Consider the following 21,325-nt stretch of genomic DNA (forward strand, 5'->3'; position numbering starts at 1 on the left):
GCGCTGGGGGCGCTCGTGGGGTGAGCCGGCGCCGCTTTGCGCGGGCGGGCAGGCAGCGGTGACGGCCCGACCGCGGCGGAGCCTGCTGTCGGGCCGTCACCTGCACCGTCCCGGCGCACCGCGGGGGCCGGTGCGTCAGGAGGTGAGCGAGTGGAGCACAGGTGTCAGGAGGTGAGCACCGCCTTCATCACCGACCCGTCGGCGACCGCGGTGAGCGCGTCGGCGTGGTGCTCCAGCGGGAACGGCGTCACCAGGCTCGCCAGGTCGAACCGGCCGGTGAGGGCCGGCAACAGGCGGACGTACTCGACGAGATGGGCGCCGGTGAAGGCCCAGGAGCCGACGACGTCGAGCTGCCGGTGGACGATCTGGTGCGGGTTGATCAGGGTGTCCCCGGCGTCCGTGTACTGGCCGATGATGAGGTAGCTGCCACCCCGGCGGGCCAGGGTGAGGCCCTGCCCGACGGCGGCCGGCACTCCGGCGCACTCGATCACCAGGTCGGCGCCGTCCCCGCCGGCGGCGGCCCGCGCCTCGCGCAGGACCTCCGCGGGGTCGGCGGCGTCGGCGATGTCCAGGTGGACGTCACCGATGCCGGCCGCGGCGGCCCGCTCCAGCCGGCCGGCCGGCCCGCCGATGACGACGACCTTGGCGGCCCCGGCCAGCTGCGCGAACGCGGCCGCCGCCAGTCCGACCGGCCCGCTGCCCTGCACCACCACCGTCTCGCCCAGCCGCACCGGGCGCCTCTCGTACAGCGCATGCGCCACGGTGGGCCCGGCGCACGCCAGCGACATGGCGGCGAGCGGGTCGGTGCCCTCGGGCACCTTGATCACGGTGGTGCCGGGCTGCAGCACGATGTGGTCGGCCCAGGACCCGGAGAGTTCGGGGCCGTCGGCGAGGGCGCGGTTGACGCCGTAGGTGCGGCGCCGCTCGCACAGGGTCGGTTCGCGGTGCAGCCGGCAGGGCGGGCAGACGCCGCAGGCGATGGAGGAGGCCCACATCACCGTGTCGCCGACCGCGAGCGGCGACCCGGCGGCATCCCGGTCCGTGCCCTGGCCCAACTCCCGTACGACACCGAGCCCTTCGTGCCCGAGCACGAGCGGGACGGGGATGTCCAGGTGGCCCTGCTGCAGATGCAGATCGGTGCCGCAGACGCCGCCGTATCCGCAGGCGACGACCATGCCGCCGGCGGGGGCCGCGGGCAGCGGGAACTCCCGCAGCCGCAGCGGCTGGGCGAACTCCTCCAGGACGACGGCGCGTCCGGTGCGCCGGGTCATGCCGTCACCGTGCTCAGGGTCTGGGAGAACGGGGCCGCCAGCGGGCGCAGCGGCTCGGTGTCGCGGCACACGACGTAGTCCGGGCGGGGTTCGCCCTTGGGCCGCGGCAGGTTGGCGGTGTCGTTGTAGGTGGCGATCAGCAGCCGGCGGGCGAACGGCGACATGTTGGGGGACGAGCCGTGCACGATCTCCGGGGAGAACAGCACGACGGAGCCGGCCGGGCCCTTGGGGCTGGTCATGCCGTGCCGGTCGACGTGTTCGGCGAGCTGCTGCGGCGACAGCGAGATGTCGTCGGGGTCGAGGTGCTGCTCGGACCTGGCCGCGGCCGAGCGGCCCTCGTGGACGAGGCCGTTGCGGTGCGAGCCGGGCAGGAAGATGACCGGGCCGTTGAACTCGGTCACATCGTCGAGGAAGACGCCGATGTTGACCTGGCGCGGGGCGGGCAGGCCGTCGGCGAGCCGCCAGGCGAGGAAGTCCTGGTGCCAGGCCCACTTGTCGCCGCCGAACGCCGGCTTGGCGTTGATCTTGAACTGGTAGATGTAGACGTCCTCGGTGAGCAGCTGCCGGACCGGCTCCAGGATGCGCGGGTCGCGGATCAGACCGGCGTACTCGGGCTGCCGCTGGTGGGAGGAGTAGACCGCGCGCACCTCCGTGCCGCCTTCCTCGGTCACCACCTGCGGTCCGGGCACCTTCGCATCGCGCTCGAAGGCGTCGCGGAGCGACTCCACCTCCTGCGGGTCGAGGAGGGATTCGAGCAGGAGGAATCCCTGCTCGTGGTACTGGTCGGCCTGGTGCTGGGTCAGTCGCATCGCTTCTTCTCCTGAGAGGTGAGGGAATCCGTCGGGCGGACCGGTGGGTGAGCGGACCGGCGGTGGGGGGTCATCCCATGAAGTGGCCGCCGTCGACGATGAGTTGCTGTCCGGTGACATAGCCGCTGCGCGCGGTCACCAGGAATTCGAGGGCGTCGGCCATGTCCTCGGCCGTGCCGAGCCGGCGGCCGGGGATGGTGTCCAGTACGGCGGCCAGCCGCTCCGGGTCATCGAGGCGGTAGCGCTCGGTGACCTCTTCGGTGTCGGTGAATCCGGGCAGCAGGGCGTTCACCCTGATGTGCGGGGCGAGTTCGAGGGCCATGCACTTGGTGAGCTGGAGCAGGCCCGCCTTGCTGGCGCAGTAGTTGGCGCCGTTCGCACGGGGCCGGATCGCTGTGGTGGAGGCGACGTTGACGATGCTGCCGCCGCCGGCCTCCAGCATCGCGGGCGCCAGGGCCCGGGTGAGGTGGAAGGGGCCCGAGAGGTTGGTGGCCAGCACCGTGTCCCAGTCCTCGGCGGTCATCGACAGGAACGGCCGGTCGCGGTTCACCCCGGCGTTGTTGACGAGTACCGAGGGCGCGCCGTACTCGGCGGTGATCCGGTCGCCGACCGACCGGACCTCCTCGGGCCGGGCGAGGTCGCAGCGCAGCGTCTCGATCCGGCCGTCGCCGGCCTTGGCGGTCTGCTGCGCGGCGAGGTCGTCACCGCGGTAGAGGGCGATCACCCGGTGGCCGAGGGCGGCGAGCCTGAGGCTCAGCGCCCGTCCGATGCCGCGGGTGCCGCCGCTGACCACGGAGATCGTCATGGCATCTCCCTGAAGTGCACTGTGCGGACGGTCAGTTGGCGACGAGGTCGCCGCGCTTGAGGCCCGAGCCCTCGGGCACCTCGGCCGGGTCGCCGCCGACGCCGGCAAGGGCGTTGTGCTCGTCGACGAAGACGACGTGGGGGACGAAGGAGGCGGCCTCGGCGTCCGTCATGGCGGCGTAGGCGATCAGGATGACGAGGTCGCCGGGGCTGATGAGCCGGGCGGCGGCGCCGTTGATGCCGATGACGCCGGAGCCGGCCGGGCCCTCGATGACGTAGGTGGACAGCCGGGCGCCGTTGTCGATGTCGACGATGTCGACCTTCTCGCCGGGCAGTAGGTCGGCGGCCTTCATGAGGTCGGAGTCGACGGTCACCGAGCCGACGTAGTGCAGGTCTGCCTGGGTGACGGTGGCACGGTGGATCTTCGACTTCATCAGGGTGCGGTACATGCGGACTCCTCACAGGTGGTGGGGCGGGTGGTGGTGCGGCGCGGCCGCGGGTGGGGCCGGCCGGTGGGGTTGCGACCGGATCAGGCCGGCCAGGCGGCGTAGCGGCGCATGCCGTACAGCAGCGGCGCCTCTTCGGCGGCCGGGGCGTGGGTCTGGGTGCTGAGCACCTCGCCGATCACGATGGTGTGATCGCCGGCCGGGATGAGCCGGGTGACCCGGCACTCGGCGGTGGCGTGCGCGTCCTGGGTCAGCGCCGGCAGGCCGGTGGCCGGCGCGGGCCGCCAGGGGACGGTGCGAAAGCGTTCGGCGGCCGGTCCGGCGAACGCCTCGGCGGCGCGCCGCCCGGCGCTGTGCAGCAGGTTGACGGTGAAGGCCCCGCGGGCGGCGAGGACCGGGAGGGTGCTCCCGTTGTTGCCCGCGCACACCAGCAGCTGGGGCGGGTCGAGGGAGACCGAGCACAGCGCGGTGCAGGTGAAGCCGTACGGCGTGCCCTCGGCATCGGCGGTGGTGATCACGGCGACGCCGCTGGGGTGCGAGCCCATCAGGGCCCGGAAGGCGTCGCGGGTCACCGCGAGTTCGTCCTGGACGGGGGTCACCATGCGAAGGCCCGGGCGTCGTAGAGGTTGACGCCGACCGCGGCCTTGCCCAGGTATTCCAGGCACTCCTGCGGTTTGGCGGGCATCACATGGGCGAACTGGGCCTCGCGGATCAGCCGCTCCAGCGGGTGGCTGCGGCTGACCGCGGCCGAGCCGCACAGCCGCAGCGCGTCCTGCGCGAGCTGCGGGCCGACCTCGCCGACGACGTACTTGGCGGCGTGCACCATGGCGTTGGCCTCCAGGCTGCCGCGCTCGGCGGTGACGAGGTCACCGGCCTCGTGCACCAGGGCGCGGGCGGCCCGGAGCCGGGCGGACATCCGGCCCAGCTCCTGCTGCACGACGGGCGACTCGGCGCGGGCGGGCGAGGCGGTGACATGGTCGACGGTGTGCCGGAAGAGGGCCTCGGCGATGCCGAGGTAGGCGCCGGTGTAGCCGGCGACCATCCAGTGCGGCTCGCGCACGACCTTGAACAGGGACATGCCCTCGACGCCGAGGTAGAGGCGGGAGCGGGGCACCGGGACCTCGTCCAGCGTCATCGGGGCGGTGCTGGTGCCGTACATCGCCGACATGTGCTGCACGGTGCCGAAGCTCACGCCGGGGTCGTCGGCGGCGACGACGAAGTGCGAGGCCTCGCCGGTGTCCTCGGCGCCGTTGTCGGCGGCCGCCGCGACGACGTAGTAGTCGGCGGCTCCGGCCAGCGACACAAAGGACTTCTTGCCGCTCAGGATGTAGTGCCTGCCGTCGTCGGAGAGGCGGTAACGGGTCTGCATGCCGCGGAGCTTGGCGCCGCGGCCGGCCTCGGAGGTGGCGGAGGCGAACAGCTTGCGCCCGTTCACGACCTCGTCCAGCATCCAGGCGCGGAACGTCTCGGCGGCGGGGGGCAGCCGGGTGCCGGCGGCATCGGCGAGCGCGCCGATGACGACGTGGTGCATGTTGAAGCCGAGGGCGGCGGCGCCGTTGTGCGCACCGAGTTCGGCCAGCACCCGCCAGTAGTCGCCGAAGCCGAGACCGGCGCCGCCCGCTTCCTGAGGGACGAGCAGGGCGAGCAGACCGGACTCGCGCAGGATGCGGTAGGTCTCGTGGCCGTCGTCGCGTCCGGCGTCGGTGCCGGCGGCGAGCGGGGCGAGCCGTTCGCCCGTCTCCGCCGCGAGTTTGAGGAGGTCGTCGAGGTGGGTCGGCAGCGTCATCGAAATCCTTCGGGTCGGTGGTCGGCCGGTCGGGTCCCGACCGGTCAGTTCTCGACGGGCAGGCCGAGTTGCCGTGCGACACCCACGCGCAGCAGGTCGTTCGGACCGGCGTAGGTGAGGGCCGCCATGGGGCCGGCGAGGTCGGCGGCGAGGTCGAAGCCGGGGAGGAAGGCGCGGACGCCGGACAGCGCGGTGGCGTGCTCGGTCATCCGGACGTAGTCCTCGGAGACGGAGATCTTGGTGAGGGCCGCCTCGGCGGCCAGCTGCCGGGCGGGCGTGCCGGCGTCGAGCCGGGCGGCCATCGCGTAGAGCTGGACGCGGGAGCGGTGCAGCGCCAGGGCCATGTCGCTGACCCGGCCCGCGACCTGGTGGCTCGCTCCCATGCGGCGGCCGAAGTGGTCGCGCTCCGCGGCCCAGCCGACGGTACGGGCCAGGAGGCGCTGCATCGGGCCGAGGGCGTAGCCGAGGATGACGGAGCGCTCCCAGGCGGTGGTGGAGGCCATCACCGCCAGGCCGGAGCCCTCCTCGCCGAGCAGCGCGCTCCCCGGCAGCCGGGCGCCCTCGAAGAGGAGCTCGCCCATCGGCACGGTGGGCAGCGCGGTCTTGGCGAACGTCTCGCCGCGGCGGATCCCCGGCAGGTCCAGCGGGAAGAGGAATGCGGACAGCGCGAACGGCGAGCGTCCCTCGGAGGTGCGGGCGAAGACGATCGCCCGGTCGGCCACGGGGGCCGCGGTGATGAACGTCTTGGCGCCGTCGAGCACAAAGCCGTCCCCGTCGCGCCGGGCGCGGGTCTGCATGGAGAACGGGTCGCTGCCGCCGCCGCGCTCGGTCAGCGCGTGGCACAGCAGCACCCGGCCCTGCTGGACGTCGGCGACCGCCCGCCAGGCGTCGGCGCCGAGGGCGTCCCGCAGCGGGAACTGCATCCCGAAGATCTGCGAGGTCAGCGCGTAGCACAGCCCCGGGTCGGCGCCGGCCAGACCGATGCCCTCGATCATGGCGAGCGAGCGGGTGACCGGGCCGGGGGCCGTGGCGTCCGGGGCGGCGAGCTTGAGCACACCGAGGTCGGCCATGGCCCGCCACTGGGCGGTGAAGTCCTCGTCCGCGATCCGCTCGACCACCGGTGCGGCCAGGTCCCGGTAGGTGTCGACGAGGTGCTCGGTCGCCGGTGCGCCGGTGCGCAGCGCCGCGGTGGCCGCCGCGCTCACTTGCGGCCCTCGCCGGAGAGGTTCTCGATGGCGACCCAAAGGGCCTTGGGGCTGCGGAAGTTGGCGGCGACGATCTCGGTGTCGGGCAGGGTGATACCGGCCTCCTTGTGGAGCGCCGCGACGATCTCCATGATCGCCAGCGAGTCGACCAGGCCCATTTCGAGCAGCGGGGTGTCGGGGTTCAGGGAGTCGGCGTCCTCGGCGCGTCCCCAGCTGATGCGGCTGCCGATGAGGGTGCAGAGTTCTTCGACGCTGTTCATGCGGTGATCTCCTCCGGGAGTGCGGGGGCGGTGGTGTGGTCGGCGGTGTGGCCGGTGGCGCTCAGGGCGCGGCGGTCGACCTTCCCGCTGCTGGTGGTGGGCAGGGTGGCGAGCGGGACGACCCGGTCCGGCAGCATCCGCTTGGGCAGCACCTCGCGCAGCGCGGCCAGGACCTCCCGTTCGGTGGCGTCGGTCTGTGCGTAGGCCCAGATCTGGCCGGCGTACGGGCCGTCCTTGGCGACGACCGCGGCGGTGGCGATCTGCGGCAGCTCCAGGACGGCGTTCTCCACGTCCATCAGGTCGATGCGGTGGCCGCGCCGCTTGACCTGGTTGTCGCGCCGGCCGCGCAGGAAGACCCGGCCGTCGGGGGTGATCCGGCCGATGTCACCGCTGGCGTAGGCGCGGCGGGCCACGCCGTCACGGCAGGTCACGGTGACGGTGGGGTCCTCGGGTGCGCCGCCGCGCAGATAGCCCTGGAACACGACGGGTCCGGCGATGTGGATCTCGCCCTCGCCGTCGGTGGGCCGGCCGTCCTCGTCGAGCACCTCGATGTGGACGCCGCCGATCCCGCGGCCGATGGGCAGTTCCTGGTCGGCGGTCCAGTCGGCCGGCACCCGGTGGTAGGTGCAGGCGTTGGTCTCGGTGGGCCCGTACAGGTTGTAGAAGGGCACCCCGTCCAGCAGCCGCAGGTACCGCTCCAGCAGGTCGGGGGCGAACGCCTCCCCGCCGAAGGCCGCGATGCGCAGGTCGGGCGGCGGCGTATCGGCGATACCGCCCTGCTGGAGCATGTTGTGGTACAGGGACGGCACGGCCATGAAGGCGGTGATGCGCTGTTCGGTCAGCCAGCCGACGACATCGCGCGGGAAGGCCCGCAGCAGGTCCGGCATCAGGACCGTGCAGGCCCCCGCGGCGGCGGCGCTGAACAGGTCGAAGGTGGTCAGGTCGAAGGTGAGGGCGGCCTGGGAGCCGATCCGGTCGTCCGGGGTGAGGCCGAACTCGCCGGCGGCCCACAGCGCGTAGTGGGCGACGTTCTCGTGCGAGAGCAGCACGCCCTTGGGCCAGCCGGTGCTGCCGGAGGTGAAGAGGATGTAGCCGCCGGAGCCGGTGGGTGCGGGCAGTGGCGCGGGCCGCTCCTCGGGGGCGAGGACCCGCAGCCAGTGCAGGCCGTGGTCGAGGGCGCCCGCGTCGGCCGGCGCGCCGTCGCGGGCGCGGGCGGCGGCGCGGTGGGCTCCGGCCAGGGCACGGTCGACGGTCACCAGCAGGGACAGACCCGCGTTGCGGATCATGCGGGCGGTGCGCTCCGGCGGGTCGGCGACATCGAGGGGCGCGGTCACCGCACCGGCCCGCAGCGCCGCGTACAGGGCGATGACGGTGGCCGGGGTCTTGGGGGCGTAGACGCCGACCCGGTCGCCGGGCGCGACGCCGGTGGCGGTCAGGTGGGCCGCCAACGCGTCCACGGCGCGGTCGAGTTGGGCGTACGTCCAGCTCTCGCCGGCCCCCTCCAGGGCGGTGCGGTCGGGGTGGGCCCGCGCGGAGCGGGACAGCAGGGCGTCGAGGCGTACGGGGGCCTGCGCGGTCATCGGGCCGCCTCCACGGACTGCGGGTGCCCGGTGAGGAACTCGCGGACGGTGTCGGTGACGAGGTCGGGGCAGACCAGATGCGGGTAGTGGTCGCAGCCCTCGGGGACCAGGCGCCGGAAGGGGCCGGCGACCGCGCGCTCGACGGCGTCGACCTGGCCCATGGAGCCGTACTCGTCCGCGTCCCCCTGGATCACCAGCACCGGCGCGGTGACGTCGAGGTCCTTCTCGATGGACCAGCTGCGGAAGGCGGGCGAGAGCCAGACCCCGCTCCAGCGGTCGAAGACGCCCCGGGGGTCGTCGTGCACCATGGCCATCTTCTTGGCGAGCGGGCCGGCCTCGTAGGAGGCGCGGGCGTTCTCGATGCCGATGCGGTTCTCCTCCTCGAAGTACATGTGCGGGCCCATCCCGACGACGGCTTCGACGGGGTGCGCGGAGGCGTACAGCAGGGCGATGGAGGCGCCGTCGCTGTGGCCGACCAGGACGGGGCGGTGGATGCCCAGCGCGTCGAGCAGTTCGGGCAGCACGTCCTGGGCGTGCTCGTGCATATAGCGGGGGGTGCGGGGCAGCGGGTCGGGGCCGCTGCCGCCGTTGCCGTGGCGGGAGTAGACCAGGGCGCGGCGTCCGGTGGCGGCGGCCAGCCGGGCGGGGAAGCGGCCCCAGGCCGCGAGGCAGCCGAGGCCGCCGTGCAGGAAGACCAGGGGCGCCAGGTCCGGGTCACCGTCGATGACGACGTGTTCCAGCGGACCGTTGCGCGTATCGATTACCGGCACAGCAAAATCCTTCACAGTGATTTACGGCAGCAGAAACGGACATTCCGGCAACCCGGCCGGCGTCATCCCGCGACGGCCTGCCCTGGCGCGGAATAAAGGTGAATGACGGGCCGGAAAGGCGGCAGCAATAGTTGAGGAATGGCTTTTGAGAGGGCAGCAGTCACCGGCGGAACGGCGATGCGGGCACGATGCATCGCATTACGTCGAATCACCGGTTCCGCATCCCGCGCGGCCGAGGGGCGGCGCGGTCGGCAACTGAGCTACGAGGCGTCCGAAGAGGCTGCGAAGAAAAAGACTTCGGAGTCGGAAACCTGTCGGATGACCCGGCCGTCCGGGGATTCTTTTACTTTGCCTTTGGCCGATTTTTGCGCTCTGCCGACTGACGGCGCGCGCCAACTTTCCTGCACGTTACCCCCGTTGAACACATGACTGCACGCCAGCGGCGGCGGCTATCGGCCCGTACTTCCCGGGCGCCCTGTCCGCTCGGCGACACCAAGAAGACTAGACACTGTGCCGGGGGTGGAGAAATGACATTGCTGAACCACCTATACGCTCGACGAATGAACATCGACCTGCGTCACTTGCGATGCTTTCTGGCCGTAGCCGAGGAAGGAGGCTTCACGGCCGCTGGCCGCCGTCTGCATCTGGCCCAGCCGACCCTGACCCGCAACATCAGAACTCTTGAGGAGTCCCTCGGCGTACGGCTATTTGAACGCAGCACCCGCAGAACCGAGCTGACCGACAAAGGAGAAACCCTGCGCAAGGCCGTCACCCCGCTGCTGCGCCAACTCGATTCGGCGCTGACGGATTTGCAGAAAGGGGAGAAACTGCGCATCGGGTTCAGCTGGGGCCTGCCCGAGGGTCTGTCGCGACTGGCCGCCCGGTTCGGGGAGGAGACCGGGGTCGGAGTCGAATTCATCCGCTGCGACACCCCCCAGGCCGGACTCGACACCGGCCAGGCGGATCTGGGCCTGCTGCGCAGCGAGCCCCTGCCGAAGGGACTGCGCGGCGTCCTCCTCTACGAGGAGTCCCGGATCGCCGCCGTCCCCGCGAGCTGGCAGCTGGCCGAACGCACCGAACTCGACTGGACGGAGCTCGCCGGCCTGCCACTGATCATCAACACCGTCAGCGGCACCACCTTCCCCGACATGTGGCCCGACGGCAGCCGGCCGGTGGTCGGCGCCGAGTGCCGCAACTTCGACGAATGGCTGGAGCAGGTGGCCGTCGGCCTCGGCGTGGGCACCGCCCCGATCTCCGCCGCCCGCCGCTACACCCACCCCTCCGTCCGCCTCGTCCCCCTCACCGGCGCCCCCACCGTCCGCGCCTACCTAGCCCACCCCTCCCACGGCGCCCACCCCCAGGCCACCCGCTTCACTGACCACGCCTGGCGCGCGACGGAGGAACTCCAGACGTAGCAGTCCGGCGGGCCCTGTGGGGGCCACCGCGCCCTGCCCGCCCATCGCTGCCACGCCCCCACCCGGCCCGCCTCGGATGTCGCCAGCATCAGCAGAGGCGACCCTCAGGCCATGCTCATCGTGATCAACCTTGTCCTGCTTCTGTGTTCGGTCCTCGCCGTGGCGGGATGGCGCAAGGGGCGACACGGGATGCTCCTCGCGGCGGGCTTGGGCGTAGTGGCCGGCGCAGGACGTACGACGGCTGCGAGGTGAACCTCACAGACCACGAAGCGCCTCGTAGAGATCGCCGTAGGCGGTCCAGCAGTCGACACTGCCATCGTCATTGAGCCCGCCCATGTGCCAGTGCTCGTCGTTGACCGGCTTCACCAGACACAGGCCATGAAAGCCCAGAACGATCTCAGGGCGGATCCGTTCATGACCTCCTGGTCCAGGGACACGTCTTCGCCTCACCGGTCGGAGGCCCGCTCAGGACCAACACCGCCTTCCATGTCTGGAAGCGGCTTCTTCGGGACGCGGGCGTCCGGGAGGGGCGGCTTCACGGCGGCTTCATGACGCTCGTCACACAGCGGGGGCCGTGCCGTCCTGTTTGCTGCTCGGCGTTCCGGATGTCGTGGTCGGCGCGATCACGGGGTGGGAGCCGGGGGAGCGGCGCGGATGCGGCTTGGTACATGCAGATCACCGGGCCGGTGCTGCAGTGCTGCGGAAGGTCGCGCAGTGGGTCGGAGGCGCGCTCTGGGCGCCGGCCGGGGCCGGCTGAGGTGAGAACCGAGGGGGAGAACCGCGAAGGGCCCCACCGCAAGCGGTGGGGCCCTTCGACGTATTGCCCGGTGAGAGCAATGGCGGAGGATACGAGATTCGAACTCGTGAGGGGTTGCCCCCAACACGCTTTCCAAGCGTGCGCCCTAGGCCACTAGGCGAATCCTCCGCCGCAAACAATACAAGACGTTGGGGAGTGCTCGCGAACATGATCCGGGGGACGGGGTGGGGCGGGGGTCGGAGTGGGGGTCTGGGCGGGGTGTGGGTTCGATTGCGGGGCGGGGGATCCGCTACTGTGGTGTGCAGCCCCTCACGTGGCGCTATCTGACTGAACTCCCCCAGGGCCGGAAGGCAGCAAGGGTAGGTTGGCTCTGGCGGGTGCGTGGGGGGCGCTTGCGTTGGTGCATGGGGCCTTCCCGCTCTGCTTATGAGGCCCGCTTCCTGCTCATGGGGCGAGGTCCGCTTCCTGCTCATGGGGTGTCCCCGCTCGGGCGAAGCCGGGGGCGGGGGAGAAGCCGGGAACTTTGGGGTAGGGCCGGTTGTCAGTGGGGCCCGATATCGTCGTATGCGTGTCGTCCCTTGCGCTGTACCGCCGATACCGACCCGAGACCTTCGCCGAGGTCATCGGGCAAGAGCACGTGACCGATCCGCTGCAGCAGGCGCTGCGGAACAACCGGGTCAACCACGCCTATCTGTTCAGCGGGCCGCGCGGCTGCGGCAAGACGACGAGCGCGCGGATCCTGGCGCGGTGCTTGAACTGTGAGGAAGGTCCCACTCCCACGCCCTGCGGGAAGTGCCAGTCGTGTGTGGATCTCGCCAGGAACGGGCGGGGGTCCATCGATGTCATCGAGATCGACGCTGCTTCGCACGGTGGTGTGGACGATGCCCGTGAGCTGCGGGAGAAGGCGTTCTTCGGGCCGGCGAGCAGCCGGTACAAGATCTACATCATCGACGAGGCCCATATGGTCACGTCGGCGGGCTTCAACGCGCTGCTGAAGGTGGTCGAGGAGCCGCCGGAGCACCTGAAGTTCATCTTTGCCACGACCGAGCCCGAGAAGGTCATCGGGACGATCCGGTCGCGTACGCACCACTATCCGTTCCGGCTGGTGCCGCCGGGGACGCTGCGCGAGTACCTGGGGCAGGTGTGCGGGCAGGAGGAGATCCCGGTCGAGGACGGCGTGCTGCCGCTGGTCGTGCGGGCGGGCGCGGGCTCCGTACGTGACTCGATGTCGGTGATGGACCAGCTGCTCGCGGGGGCGGGCGCCGACGGTGTGACGTATGCCATGGCGACGGCCCTGCTGGGGTACACGGACGGGTCGCTGCTGGATTCGGTGGTGGAGGCGTTCGCCGCCGGGGACGGGGCGGCGGCCTTCGAGGTGGTCGATCGCGTCATCGAGGGCGGTAACGACCCCCGTCGGTTCGTCGCGGACCTGCTGGAGCGGCTGCGGGATCTGGTGATCCTCGCGGCGGTGCCGGACGCGGGGGAGAAGGGGCTGATCGACGCCCCTGCCGACGTGGTGGAGCGGATGACGGCGCAGGCGTCCGTGTTCGGGGCGGCCGAGCTGAGCCGGGCGGCCGACCTGGTCAATGCGGGCCTGACGGAGATGCGCGGGGCGACCTCGCCCCGGTTGCAGCTGGAGCTGATCTGCGCGCGGGTGCTGCTGCCCGCGGCGTATGACGACGAGCGGTCGGTGCAGGCGCGGCTCGACCGTCTGGAGCGCGGTGCGGGTGCGGCGCTGCTCGGCGGTGCCGGCGGTGTGACTGGTGGTGGCGGTGCGGGCGCCGGGGGTGACCTCGGGGCCGGGCCGGTGCCCGTGGTGTCCGGCGGCGGGCCCGCGGCCGGTTATGTGCCGGGCCCCGAGGCGCATCCGCCGATGCCGGCCGGACCGTCCGGACCGGCCGCTGCCCGCGCCGCGGTGCGGGGCGCGACGGGCGCGACGGGTGCGACGGGTGCGACGAACGGCGGTGCCGGAAGCGGCGGCCCGGGTGCCGGTGCGGGGGCACCGGTCGCTCAGGGCGGGTCGGCTGGTGCCCCCGCGGCTCCGGCTGCGGGCGGTCCCGCGGCCGCCTCGGGCACGCCCGGCGGGGCGGCGGCCGGTCCCGGTGGGGAGCAGCAGCGGGGTTCCGACGGCGGGCCGCAGGGCGGTCCGGCGGGTGGTGCGCAGGACGCCGACCGGGCGGGTGTGCCCGCGCGGCCCGGGGCCTGGCCCGGCGGTGCCGGCCGCGGCGGCGGCAACGGCAGTGGCGCAGGCAACGGCGGCGGCCCAGGCAACGGCGGCGGGGCGCGGCAGCCCGGTGGCTGGCCGACGGCCGTGGCGCCGGGGCAGGGCGGCCAGGGGCAGCAGGGCGGTGCGCCCGCGGCGGCCGGCCCGGCGGGCGGTGCGCCCGTGCAGCAGCAGCCGGCACCGGCCGCCCCGGCGGCGGGCGCTCCGGCGGCCGCGCCGCAGCAGCCGCAGGGCGGGCCGGCTCCCGGGGCGGCGCAGGGTGCCGCCCAGGTGCGGCAGATGTGGCCGGACATCCTCGAGGCGGTGAAGGACCGCCGGCGCTTCACCTGGATCCTGCTGAGCCAGAACGCCCAGGTCTCCGGCTTCGACGGCACGACGCTGCAGATCGGCTTCCCCAACGCCGGCGCCCGCGACAGCTTCGCCAACGGCGGGAGCGAGGACGTCCTCAAGGACGTGCTCGCCGAGCGGTTCCAGGTGCAGTGGCGGGTCGAGGCGATCGTCGACCCGTCCGGCGGCGCCAATCCGCCGGCCGGCGGTGCGCCCCGCAGCGGCGGTGGCGGCTTCGGCGGCGGCCCCGGTGGCGGTGGCGGCTTCGGCGGCACGGCGCCCGCCGCGCCGGCGCAGCCCGCACCGCACTCGCCGCCCCAGCAGGGCGGCCCAGCGGCGCCCGAGTCCTCCGGCGGTCAGTACGGACAGGGCGGCGGCACAGGCGGCGGCCAGGGCGCGCGGATGGCGCGGGAGGCCGTGGCCCCCTCGGCGTCCGCGGGCGGCGGGCAGGGCGGCGCCCCGGCGGCGGAGCCCTCGTACGCCCCCGAGCCCCCGCCGATGTCGATCGAGTACGACATGCCCGCCGAGGACGACCCCGACCTGGTCGACTCCGCGCTCAGCGGCCACGACCTGATCGTGCGGGAGCTCGGCGCGACGGTGCTGGAGGAGTTCAACAATGAGTAAGAGCCCGCCCCCGCGGTGCATACGGGCGACGACACACCGTTAGCGGCAGCACCGGCAGTACACCAGGCGTACACCCGTGCTCCTCCCTACGGCGTAGGGCGCGGGGCCGTTGGAACACGTAGGCTCGGGCTACCGCACCAATCGTTGTCGTATGGCAGGAGTCACGTCGTGATCCCCGGTGGTCAGCCCAATATGCAGCAGCTGCTCCAGCAGGCCCAGAAGATGCAGCAGGACCTTGCGGCCGCCCAGCAGGAGCTGGCGGAGACGCCCGTGGAGGGCACCGCGGGCGGTGGCCTGGTCAAGGCGACGGTGACCGGCTCCGGTGAGCTCAAGGGCCTGGTCATCGACCCCAAGGCGGTCGACACCGACTCCGCGGAGGAGACGGCCGAGACGATCGCCGACCTCGTGCTGGCGGCCGTCCGGGACGCCAACGCCAGCGCCCAGCAGCTGCAGCAGGCCAAGCTCGGTCCGCTCGCCCAGGGTCTGGGCGGTGGCGGCATCCCCGGTCTCCCCTTCTGAGGAGTAGCCAACTAGCGTACGCAGCACGGCAGAAGAGAGAGAAGACGTTCCGTGTATGAAGGCGTGGTCCAGGACCTGATCGACGAGTTGGGCAGGCTGCCCGGCGTCGGTCCCAAGAGCGCGCAGCGGATCGCCTTCCACATTCTTCAGGCCGAGCCGACCGATGTCCGCCGGCTCGCGAACGCGCTGATGGAGGTCAAGGCCAAGGTCCGGTTCTGCAGCGTCTGCGGCAATGTGGCGCAGGAGGAGCAGTGCCGGGTCTGCCTGGACCCACGGCGCGATCCGGCGGTCATCTGCGTCGTGGAGGAGCCCAAGGACGTCGTGGCCATCGAGCGGACCCGTGAGTTCCGCGGCCGCTACCACGTGCTCGGTGGGGCGATCAGCCCGATCGAGGGCGTCGGCCCCGACGACCTGCGGATACGGGAGTTGCTGGCCAGGCTCGCGGACGGCACCGTCACCGAGCTGATCCTGGCCACCGACCCGAATCTGGAGGGCGAGGCCACGGCCACGTATCTGGCCCGGATGATCAAACCCATGGGCCTGAGAGTGACACGCCTGGCGAGCGGACTGCCGGTCGGAGGCGATCTGGAGTATGCCGACGAGGTCACGCTCGGGCGGGCCTTCGAAGGGAGGAGACTTCTCGATGTCTGATGCCACGCTGCACAACGCGACACAGAACCCGGACGACTTCGCCGTTTCGATCTCCGACTCGATCGAGAGTTTCATCGTCGCCGTCACGGAGGTCGCCAAGGGTGACGAGCCGGACAGCGCGGTGCCCTTCCTGCTGCTGGAGGTCTCCCAGCTGCTGCTCACCGGCGGCCGGCTGGGCGCCCACGAGGACATCGTCCCCGACGAGCGGTACGAGCCGGACACCGGCCCGGAGCCGGACGTCGACGACCTGCGGGAGCGCTTCGCGACGCTGCTCGACCCGGTGGACGTCTACTCCGAGGTCTTCGACCCGTATGTGCCGCGCAGCGAGCCGGTCGCCTGCCGCATCTCCGATGATCTGGCCGACATCATCACCGACCTGCGGCACGGCCTGGCGCACTACAGGGCGGGCCGGGTCAGCGAGGCCCTGTGGTGGTGGCAGTTCTCCTACCTCTCCAACTGGGGCCCGACCGCCTCGGCCGCCCTGCGCGCGCTGCAGTCGCTGGTCGCCCACGTACGCCTCGACCAGCCGCTGGACGCGCTGGACGGCCTGGACACCGACAGCGGGGCCGACGGCGACGAGGAGCGGCTCGCCGAGGAGGCCGGGAAGGTCATGGCGGCCGAGATCGCCGGGCCGCTGGGGCTGCGCGGAGTGTGAGCCCCGCAGGCCGCTCCGATGAGCGAGCGCCCTGTGACCTGGGTTACGTTTCCGTGTGTACCGCCCCGTAGCGGGCATGTGCTGGCCGAGCGGGCGCGACGAGGCGCCCGGCGGAACCGCCCGAGCGGCGCCGTTCAAGCAGTGAGTCCCGCGTCTCACGATGTGGTATTAGCAGGGCGGGCTCCGCTTGCTCGTTAGACTGAGCCGACCGCAGTACCCCCATTTCGGGGGTCCGGGAGGAAACTCCCGAAGAGACAGTTGCGAGGAGCGCACGTGGGCCTTGTCGTGCAGAAGTACGGCGGCTCATCCGTTGCGGATGCCGAGGGCATCAAGCGCGTTGCCAAGCGAGTCGTCGAAGCCAAGAAGAACGGCCACCAGGTGGTCGTCGTGGTTTCGGCGATGGGCGACACGACGGACGAGCTGATCGATCTCGCGCAGGAAGTGTCCCCGATTCCGTCGGGGCGCGAGTTCGACATGCTGCTGACCGCCGGAGAGCGGATCTCCATGGCCCTGCTGGCGATGGCGATCAAAAACCTCGGTCACGAGGCGCAGTCCTTCACCGGTAGCCAGGCCGGCGTCATCACCGACTCCGTGCACAACAAGGCGCGGATCATCGACGTCACGCCGGGCCGCATCAAGAGCTCGGTCGACGAGGGCAATATCGCCATCGTCGCCGGCTTCCAGGGCGTGTCCCAGGACAAGAAGGACATCACGACCCTGGGGCGGGGTGGCTCGGACACCACCGCCGTGGCGCTGGCGGCCGCGCTGGACGCCGAGGTCTGTGAGATCTACACCGATGTGGACGGTGTCTTCACCGCCGACCCGCGGGTCGTGAAGAAGGCCCGGAAGATCGACTGGATCTCCTTCGAGGACATGCTGGAGCTGGCCAGCTCCGGCTCCAAGGTGCTGCTGCACCGCTGCGTCGAGTACGCACGCCGTTACAACATCCCGATCCACGTCCGCTCCTCCTTCTCGGGGCTGCAGGGCACGTGGGTCAGCAACGAACCGCAAGGGGACCAGCCGATGGAGCAGGCAATCATCTCGGGCGTCGCACACGACACCTCCGAGGCGAAGGTCACGGTCGTCGGTGTCCCGGACAAGCCGGGCGAGGCCGCGCGCATCTTCCGTGCGATCGCGGACTCCGAGGTCAACATCGACATGGTCGTGCAGAACGTGTCGGCCGCGTCGACCGGTCTGACCGACATCTCCTTCACGCTGCCCAAGGCCGAGGGCCGCAAGGCCGTCGCCGCGCTGGAGAAGACCCGGGCCGCGGTCGGTTTCGAGTCGCTGCGCTACGACGACCAGATCGCCAAGATCTCGCTGGTCGGCGCGGGGATGAAGACCAACCCGGGCGTCACGGCGACGTTCTTCGAGGCGCTGTCGAACGCCGGCGTGAACATCGAGCTCATCTCGACCTCCGAGATCCGCATCTCGGTCGTCACCCGCGCCGATGACGTCAACGAGGCCGTGCGCGCCGTGCACACCGCCTTCGGTCTCGACACGGAGAGTGACGAGGCCGTGGTCTATGGCGGCACCGGACGATGATTCCGGCCGAGGCGGGCCGTCCGTCCCTCGCTGACACGGCGGGGGCGGACGCCCGTACGGCCCGCAGGCCGCATCTCGCCGTCGTCGGTGCCACCGGCGCCGTCGGCTCGGTCCTGCTCGGCATCCTGTCCGAGCGGGCCGACGTCTGGGGCGAGATCCGGCTGATCGCCTCGCCCCGCTCGGTCGGCCGCAAGCTGACCGTACGGGGCGAGCAGGTCGAGGTCGTCGCGCTGACCGAGGAGGCCTTCGACGGCATCGACGTCGCGATGTTCGACGTCCCCGACGAGGTCTCCGCACAGTGGGCACCGGTCGCGGTGTCCAAGGGCGCGGTGGTCGTGGACAACTCGGGCGCGTTCCGGATGGATCCGGACGTGCCGCTGGTCGTGCCCGAGGTCAATGCGCATGCGGCGCGGGTGCGTCCGCGCGGCATCATCGCCAACCCCAACTGCACGACGCTCTCGATGATCGTCGCGGTGGGCGCGCTGCATGCCGAGTACGGGCTGAGCGAGCTGATCGTCTCCTCGTACCAGGCCGCCTCCGGGGCGGGGCAGGCCGGCGCCGACACCCTCCGGGCACAGCTGTCGGCGGTGTCCGGTACGGAGCTGGGGACGACGCCCGGCGATGTGCGGCGGGCCGTCGGCGACACGCTGGGGCCGTTCCCGGCGCCGATCGCGCTCAACGTCGTGCCCTGGGCCGGGTCGCTCCAGGAGGACGGCTGGTCCTCCGAGGAGCTCAAGGTCCGTAACGAGTCCCGCAAGATCCTCGGGCTGCCGGACCTGCCGGTCACCGCGACCTGTGTGCGGGTGCCGGTGCTCACGACCCACTCGCTGGCCGTGCACGCGCGGTTCGAGAACGAGGTCACGGTCGCCGGCGCGCATGAGATCCTGGCCGCGGCCCCCGGGGTCGTCCTCAGCGACGATCCGGCCGAGGGCGAGTTCCCCACCCCGTCCGATGTCGTCGGTACGGATCCGACCTGGGTCGGCCGGGTGCGGCGCTCGCTGGACGATCCGCGGGCGCTGGAGCTGTTCGTGTGCGGCGACAATCTGCGCAAGGGCGCGGCCCTGAACACGGCGCAGGTGGGCGAGTTGGTGGCGGGGGAGCTGCGGGGGCAGGGCCGGCCCCACGACACGCCTTAGCCGTGCGGGCGGGGGAGTTGGCGGGATTGGCCGTCGCCGCCGGGGCCGCCTGGGAGATACTTTGTGGGTCGTGTGAAGATCCTGTGAGCGAATTGCTGGCCCATACCTCTTGATCTGGGCTGACGATCTGTTCGACCATTCGCTCCCCGCCGTACTGCAACCGGCAGTTGGGCGGGGAGCGTCTTTGTGGCCGCCCTCAGGGGTGGCCCGGTGTTCGCGGGCCGCTGGGTGAGCCCTCGGATATCAGGGCAAACGCGTCGGAATGAATAGGGCATTCGGGAAGAGCTGGTACGCATGAGGGCATTTGATGCATCGTCGAAAACGGTGCCTTGCGCGTACAACCCTTATGGGGGGAAGCGTGTCCAACAGGCGTGGCAGAGGTACTCGGATTCACGATCGCCCCAGCGGGCGCAGCAGGCGCGGCGGTGCGCCCGCCGCGGCCCCGCGTGGCCGGGGGCATGCCGGTGATCGCCCCCTGGCCCACCACACGTCCCGCGCAGCTTCCTTCTCAGCGTGGGGACACTGACGAGGCGATGGCAGCGGGCACCACAGTCGATCACCTCACCGAGACCTACCGCGCGCACTACCGCTCGCTGCTCGGTCTCGCCGCGCTGCTCCTCGACGACACCGCCTCCTGCGAGGACGTCGTCCAGGAGGCCTTCATTCGTGTGCACTCCGCGCGCGGGCGGGTGCGCGACCCGGAGAAGACCCTCGCCTACCTCCGGCAGACCGTCGTCAACCTCTCGCGCTCCGCGCTGCGCCGCCGCATCCTGGGCCTCAAGCTGCTGTCCAAGCCGATGCCGGACATGGCCAGCGCCGAGGAGGGCGCGTACGACCTGCTGGAGCGGGACCAGCTGATCAAGGCGATGCGCGGGTTGCAGCGCCGGCAGCGCGAGGTGCTGGTGCTGCGCTACTTCGCCGATATGACCGAGGCGCAGGTGGCCGAGACGCTGGGCATATCGCTGGGCTCGGTCAAGGCGTACGGGTCGCGGGGAATCGCGGCGCTCCGCGTCGCGATGGAGGCTCCCGCATGAGTGGCACACGGTTCGACCGGTACGACGCGCCGGGTGTGGCCGGCCCGTCCCGCCCGGATGAGGCGGGCGGCCCGGGCGATCCGGGCGGACGGCGGGACGACGTGTCCGGCGCCCCCGGAAAGCCGGGCGATGACATCGCTGTCACGGACAGCTCCGCGGACGGCACGGACCGTAGGGGCGAGGGTGCGCGGGCGGGTGGCGCGGTCGCCGGTCACGCGCCGGCGGAGCATGCCCACGCCGGCCGCGCGCACGCCGAACGGACGCGGGTGACGGCCGCGGCGTACGAGGACGAGACGCCCGAGGGCGAGGCCCACGACGGTACGGCGCACGACGGTGCGGCGTACGACTCCGAGCCGGACGACCACGCTGCGCACGGCCGCGACGCGGCGGGCGAGGCCGCCTTCGGCGGCAGTGGCAGCGGCGACGGAGACGGGCGCGACCACGGCCGCAGCCACCCCACCGGCGGCTTCGGCGACGGCTTCGGCGGCGAGGACGAACTGCGGCGCCTGCTGCAGTCCCGGGTCGGCGGCCTCGAACCCGCCCCGGACGCGCTGGAGCAGCTGCGCCGCGCGGTCCCCGCCCGCCGCCAGCGCCGTCGGCATGCCGTCGTCGGCGCCGCCGCCGCGGTGCTGCTCGGCGGCACGGCCATCCCCGCCATGGTCCATGTCGCGAACCTCGCGGACGGTTCCACGGACCGGCCCGCCAACGCCGCGAGCAGCCAGCGCGCCCACGGCCACACCGAGGGTGCGCACGGCGAGGGCACCGAGCAGGCCGGACCGCGGCCGAGCGACGAGAACGGGGCGAAGCCCGGCGGGCGCGAGCGCGAGGGCAAGGGCAAATCCGGGGAGAAGAACGGCACCGGCCACGGCGCCGGGGCCGGCACCCCCGCCCCGGACGCGACCATGGACGTCACCTCACCGGTCTGCGCCCGCACCCAGCTCGGCCAGGGCACCGGAACGGTTCTCCCGGCGGACTCCGCGGGCCGGGTCTACGGCTCGTTCCGGGTGGTCAACACCTCCCCCACGGCCTGTTCCGTCGAGGGCGGCGGTGTCGTCGGCGTGGTCGCCCAGGGCTCCACCAACCCCGACCGCATCCATGTCGTCGACCACACCTCGGGCGATGAGGCCACCGGTCTGCCCGACCCGGCCACCACCCCTGACCAGCTGGTTCTCAAGCCGGGGGAGGCGTACGAGGTCAAGTTCGCCTGGATCCCCGAGTCCGGCGGCGGACCCACCGGGTGCGCCAACCCCGGGCCCTCACCGACCCCCACGCCCTCCGGCGACCCGGGCCAGTCCCCGGAATCGGGGACCACGGCGACCGGTGACACCGGTGGCCAGGCGGGCGGCGAGGAGGGGCCCGGCGACGGCGGGACCGCGTCCGGCGGGGTCGTGCTCAGCCATACGCCGGAGGCCGGGGAGCCCGCCGCGACCGAGGCAACGATCGCGGACGCATGTGCCGGAACGGTCTACCGCACCGAGGCGCTGGCGACCCAGTAACGGCCGGACGG

Annotated in this window: 19 protein-coding genes, 1 tRNA gene and 1 other RNA gene; 10 read left to right on the top strand and 11 right to left on the bottom strand. The window is 72.2% G+C overall.

The features are described from left to right. Window positions 1-164: 164 nt before the first annotated feature. The 10 genes from ACWD6P_RS27425 to ACWD6P_RS27470 all read right to left on the bottom strand — a co-directional run bounded on the left by ACWD6P_RS27425 (window position 165) and on the right by ACWD6P_RS27470 (window position 8,931). Window positions 165-1,271, bottom strand: a complete 1,107-nt coding sequence (locus tag ACWD6P_RS27425) for a zinc-binding dehydrogenase (protein ID WP_451446836.1) — start codon at window positions 1,269-1,271, stop codon at window positions 165-167. Continuing rightward, the gene (locus ACWD6P_RS27430; RefSeq protein ID WP_451446837.1) at window positions 1,268-2,080 is read right to left on the bottom strand and encodes a phytanoyl-CoA dioxygenase family protein; all 813 of its coding nucleotides are present in this window, start codon (window positions 2,078-2,080) and stop codon (window positions 1,268-1,270) included. The genes ACWD6P_RS27425 and ACWD6P_RS27430 overlap by 4 nt, the downstream gene beginning before the upstream one ends. 70 nt (window positions 2,081-2,150) lie before the next feature. Continuing rightward, entirely contained in the window at window positions 2,151-2,885 is a 735-nt protein-coding gene (locus ACWD6P_RS27435; RefSeq protein WP_451446838.1) for an SDR family NAD(P)-dependent oxidoreductase, read from the bottom strand. Between the two features lie 31 nt (window positions 2,886-2,916). Then, window positions 2,917-3,333, bottom strand: a complete 417-nt coding sequence (gene panD, locus ACWD6P_RS27440; protein WP_451446839.1) for an aspartate 1-decarboxylase — start codon at window positions 3,331-3,333, stop codon at window positions 2,917-2,919. A gap of 80 nt (window positions 3,334-3,413) precedes the next feature. Beyond that, window positions 3,414-3,932, bottom strand: coding sequence for a flavin reductase family protein (locus ACWD6P_RS27445; protein WP_451446840.1), 519 nt, complete (start codon window positions 3,930-3,932; stop codon window positions 3,414-3,416). Beyond that, a complete protein-coding gene (locus tag ACWD6P_RS27450) occupies window positions 3,926-5,116 on the bottom strand; it encodes an acyl-CoA dehydrogenase family protein (protein ID WP_451446841.1) in 1,191 nt (396 codons plus the stop codon). The genes ACWD6P_RS27445 and ACWD6P_RS27450 overlap by 7 nt, the downstream gene beginning before the upstream one ends. A 44-nt stretch (window positions 5,117-5,160) precedes the next feature. Next, the gene (locus ACWD6P_RS27455) at window positions 5,161-6,321 is read right to left on the bottom strand and encodes an acyl-CoA dehydrogenase family protein (RefSeq protein ID WP_451446842.1); all 1,161 of its coding nucleotides are present in this window, start codon (window positions 6,319-6,321) and stop codon (window positions 5,161-5,163) included. Then, complete coding sequence (locus tag ACWD6P_RS27460) at window positions 6,318-6,581, bottom strand: acyl carrier protein (RefSeq protein WP_451446843.1); 264 nt, start codon at window positions 6,579-6,581, stop codon at window positions 6,318-6,320. The genes ACWD6P_RS27455 and ACWD6P_RS27460 overlap by 4 nt, the downstream gene beginning before the upstream one ends. Next, window positions 6,578-8,161 carry an amino acid adenylation domain-containing protein gene (locus ACWD6P_RS27465; protein WP_451446844.1) on the bottom strand — a complete coding sequence of 528 codons (1,584 nt, stop codon included), beginning with the start codon at window positions 8,159-8,161 and terminating at the stop codon, window positions 6,578-6,580. Before ACWD6P_RS27465 ends, ACWD6P_RS27460 begins: the two co-directional genes overlap by 4 nt. Continuing rightward, window positions 8,158-8,931, bottom strand: coding sequence for an alpha/beta fold hydrolase (locus ACWD6P_RS27470; RefSeq protein WP_451446845.1), 774 nt, complete (start codon window positions 8,929-8,931; stop codon window positions 8,158-8,160). Before ACWD6P_RS27470 ends, ACWD6P_RS27465 begins: the two co-directional genes overlap by 4 nt. A 560-nt stretch (window positions 8,932-9,491) precedes the next feature. Here ACWD6P_RS27470 and ACWD6P_RS27475 point away from each other — a divergent pair. Continuing rightward, window positions 9,492-10,346 carry a LysR family transcriptional regulator gene (locus ACWD6P_RS27475; RefSeq protein ID WP_451446846.1) on the top strand — a complete coding sequence of 285 codons (855 nt, stop codon included), beginning with the start codon at window positions 9,492-9,494 and terminating at the stop codon, window positions 10,344-10,346. An 837-nt stretch (window positions 10,347-11,183) separates the two neighbouring features. Here ACWD6P_RS27475 and ACWD6P_RS27480 read toward each other — a convergent pair. Then, window positions 11,184-11,271: transfer RNA gene (locus tag ACWD6P_RS27480), tRNA-Ser, on the bottom strand. 132 nt (window positions 11,272-11,403) lie between these two features. Here ACWD6P_RS27480 and ffs point away from each other — a divergent pair. The 9 genes from ffs to ACWD6P_RS27525 all read left to right on the top strand — a co-directional run bounded on the left by ffs (window position 11,404) and on the right by ACWD6P_RS27525 (window position 21,314). Beyond that, an RNA gene (gene ffs / locus ACWD6P_RS27485) (signal recognition particle sRNA small type) lies at window positions 11,404-11,502 on the top strand. A 169-nt stretch (window positions 11,503-11,671) separates the two neighbouring features. Continuing rightward, entirely contained in the window at window positions 11,672-14,278 is a 2,607-nt protein-coding gene (locus ACWD6P_RS27490; RefSeq protein WP_451446847.1) for a DNA polymerase III subunit gamma and tau, read from the top strand. 168 nt (window positions 14,279-14,446) lie between these two features. After that, window positions 14,447-14,797: a YbaB/EbfC family nucleoid-associated protein gene (locus ACWD6P_RS27495; protein ID WP_451446848.1), complete on the top strand. Its 351-nt coding sequence runs from the start codon at window positions 14,447-14,449 to the stop codon at window positions 14,795-14,797. A 51-nt stretch (window positions 14,798-14,848) separates the two neighbouring features. After that, the gene (gene recR / locus ACWD6P_RS27500) at window positions 14,849-15,448 is read left to right on the top strand and encodes a recombination mediator RecR (protein WP_006604196.1); all 600 of its coding nucleotides are present in this window, start codon (window positions 14,849-14,851) and stop codon (window positions 15,446-15,448) included. Further along, entirely contained in the window at window positions 15,441-16,103 is a 663-nt protein-coding gene (locus ACWD6P_RS27505) for a DUF5063 domain-containing protein (protein WP_451446849.1), read from the top strand. The genes recR and ACWD6P_RS27505 overlap by 8 nt, the downstream gene beginning before the upstream one ends. Before the next feature lie 273 nt (window positions 16,104-16,376). Beyond that, window positions 16,377-17,648, top strand: a complete 1,272-nt coding sequence (locus ACWD6P_RS27510; protein WP_384427788.1) for an aspartate kinase — start codon at window positions 16,377-16,379, stop codon at window positions 17,646-17,648. Continuing rightward, window positions 17,645-18,784 carry an aspartate-semialdehyde dehydrogenase gene (locus ACWD6P_RS27515; protein WP_451446850.1) on the top strand — a complete coding sequence of 380 codons (1,140 nt, stop codon included), beginning with the start codon at window positions 17,645-17,647 and terminating at the stop codon, window positions 18,782-18,784. Before ACWD6P_RS27510 ends, ACWD6P_RS27515 begins: the two co-directional genes overlap by 4 nt. 371 nt (window positions 18,785-19,155) lie before the next feature. Further along, window positions 19,156-19,818, top strand: a complete 663-nt coding sequence (locus tag ACWD6P_RS27520; protein ID WP_451446851.1) for a SigE family RNA polymerase sigma factor — start codon at window positions 19,156-19,158, stop codon at window positions 19,816-19,818. Further along, entirely contained in the window at window positions 19,815-21,314 is a 1,500-nt protein-coding gene (locus ACWD6P_RS27525; RefSeq protein WP_451446852.1) for a hypothetical protein, read from the top strand. The genes ACWD6P_RS27520 and ACWD6P_RS27525 overlap by 4 nt, the downstream gene beginning before the upstream one ends. Window positions 21,315-21,325 lie beyond the last annotated feature (11 nt).

Source organism: Streptomyces sp. NPDC002446, assembly GCF_053595675.1.

Coding starts and splice junctions, on each gene's coding strand:
- ACWD6P_RS27425 (WP_451446836.1), bottom strand. CDS start 1,271: ATGACCCGGCGCACCGGACGCGCCGTCGTCCTGGAGGAGTTCGCCCAG.
- ACWD6P_RS27430 (WP_451446837.1), bottom strand. CDS start 2,080: ATGCGACTGACCCAGCACCAGGCCGACCAGTACCACGAGCAGGGATTC.
- ACWD6P_RS27435 (WP_451446838.1), bottom strand. CDS start 2,885: ATGACGATCTCCGTGGTCAGCGGCGGCACCCGCGGCATCGGACGGGCG.
- panD (WP_451446839.1), bottom strand. CDS start 3,333: ATGTACCGCACCCTGATGAAGTCGAAGATCCACCGTGCCACCGTCACC.
- ACWD6P_RS27445 (WP_451446840.1), bottom strand. CDS start 3,932: ATGGTGACCCCCGTCCAGGACGAACTCGCGGTGACCCGCGACGCCTTC.
- ACWD6P_RS27450 (WP_451446841.1), bottom strand. CDS start 5,116: ATGACGCTGCCGACCCACCTCGACGACCTCCTCAAACTCGCGGCGGAG.
- ACWD6P_RS27460 (WP_451446843.1), bottom strand. CDS start 6,581: ATGAACAGCGTCGAAGAACTCTGCACCCTCATCGGCAGCCGCATCAGC.
- ACWD6P_RS27465 (WP_451446844.1), bottom strand. CDS start 8,161: ATGACCGCGCAGGCCCCCGTACGCCTCGACGCCCTGCTGTCCCGCTCC.
- ACWD6P_RS27475 (WP_451446846.1), top strand. CDS start 9,492: ATGAACATCGACCTGCGTCACTTGCGATGCTTTCTGGCCGTAGCCGAG.
- ACWD6P_RS27505 (WP_451446849.1), top strand. CDS start 15,441: ATGTCTGATGCCACGCTGCACAACGCGACACAGAACCCGGACGACTTC.
- ACWD6P_RS27515 (WP_451446850.1), top strand. CDS start 17,645: ATGATTCCGGCCGAGGCGGGCCGTCCGTCCCTCGCTGACACGGCGGGG.
- ACWD6P_RS27525 (WP_451446852.1), top strand. CDS start 19,815: ATGAGTGGCACACGGTTCGACCGGTACGACGCGCCGGGTGTGGCCGGC.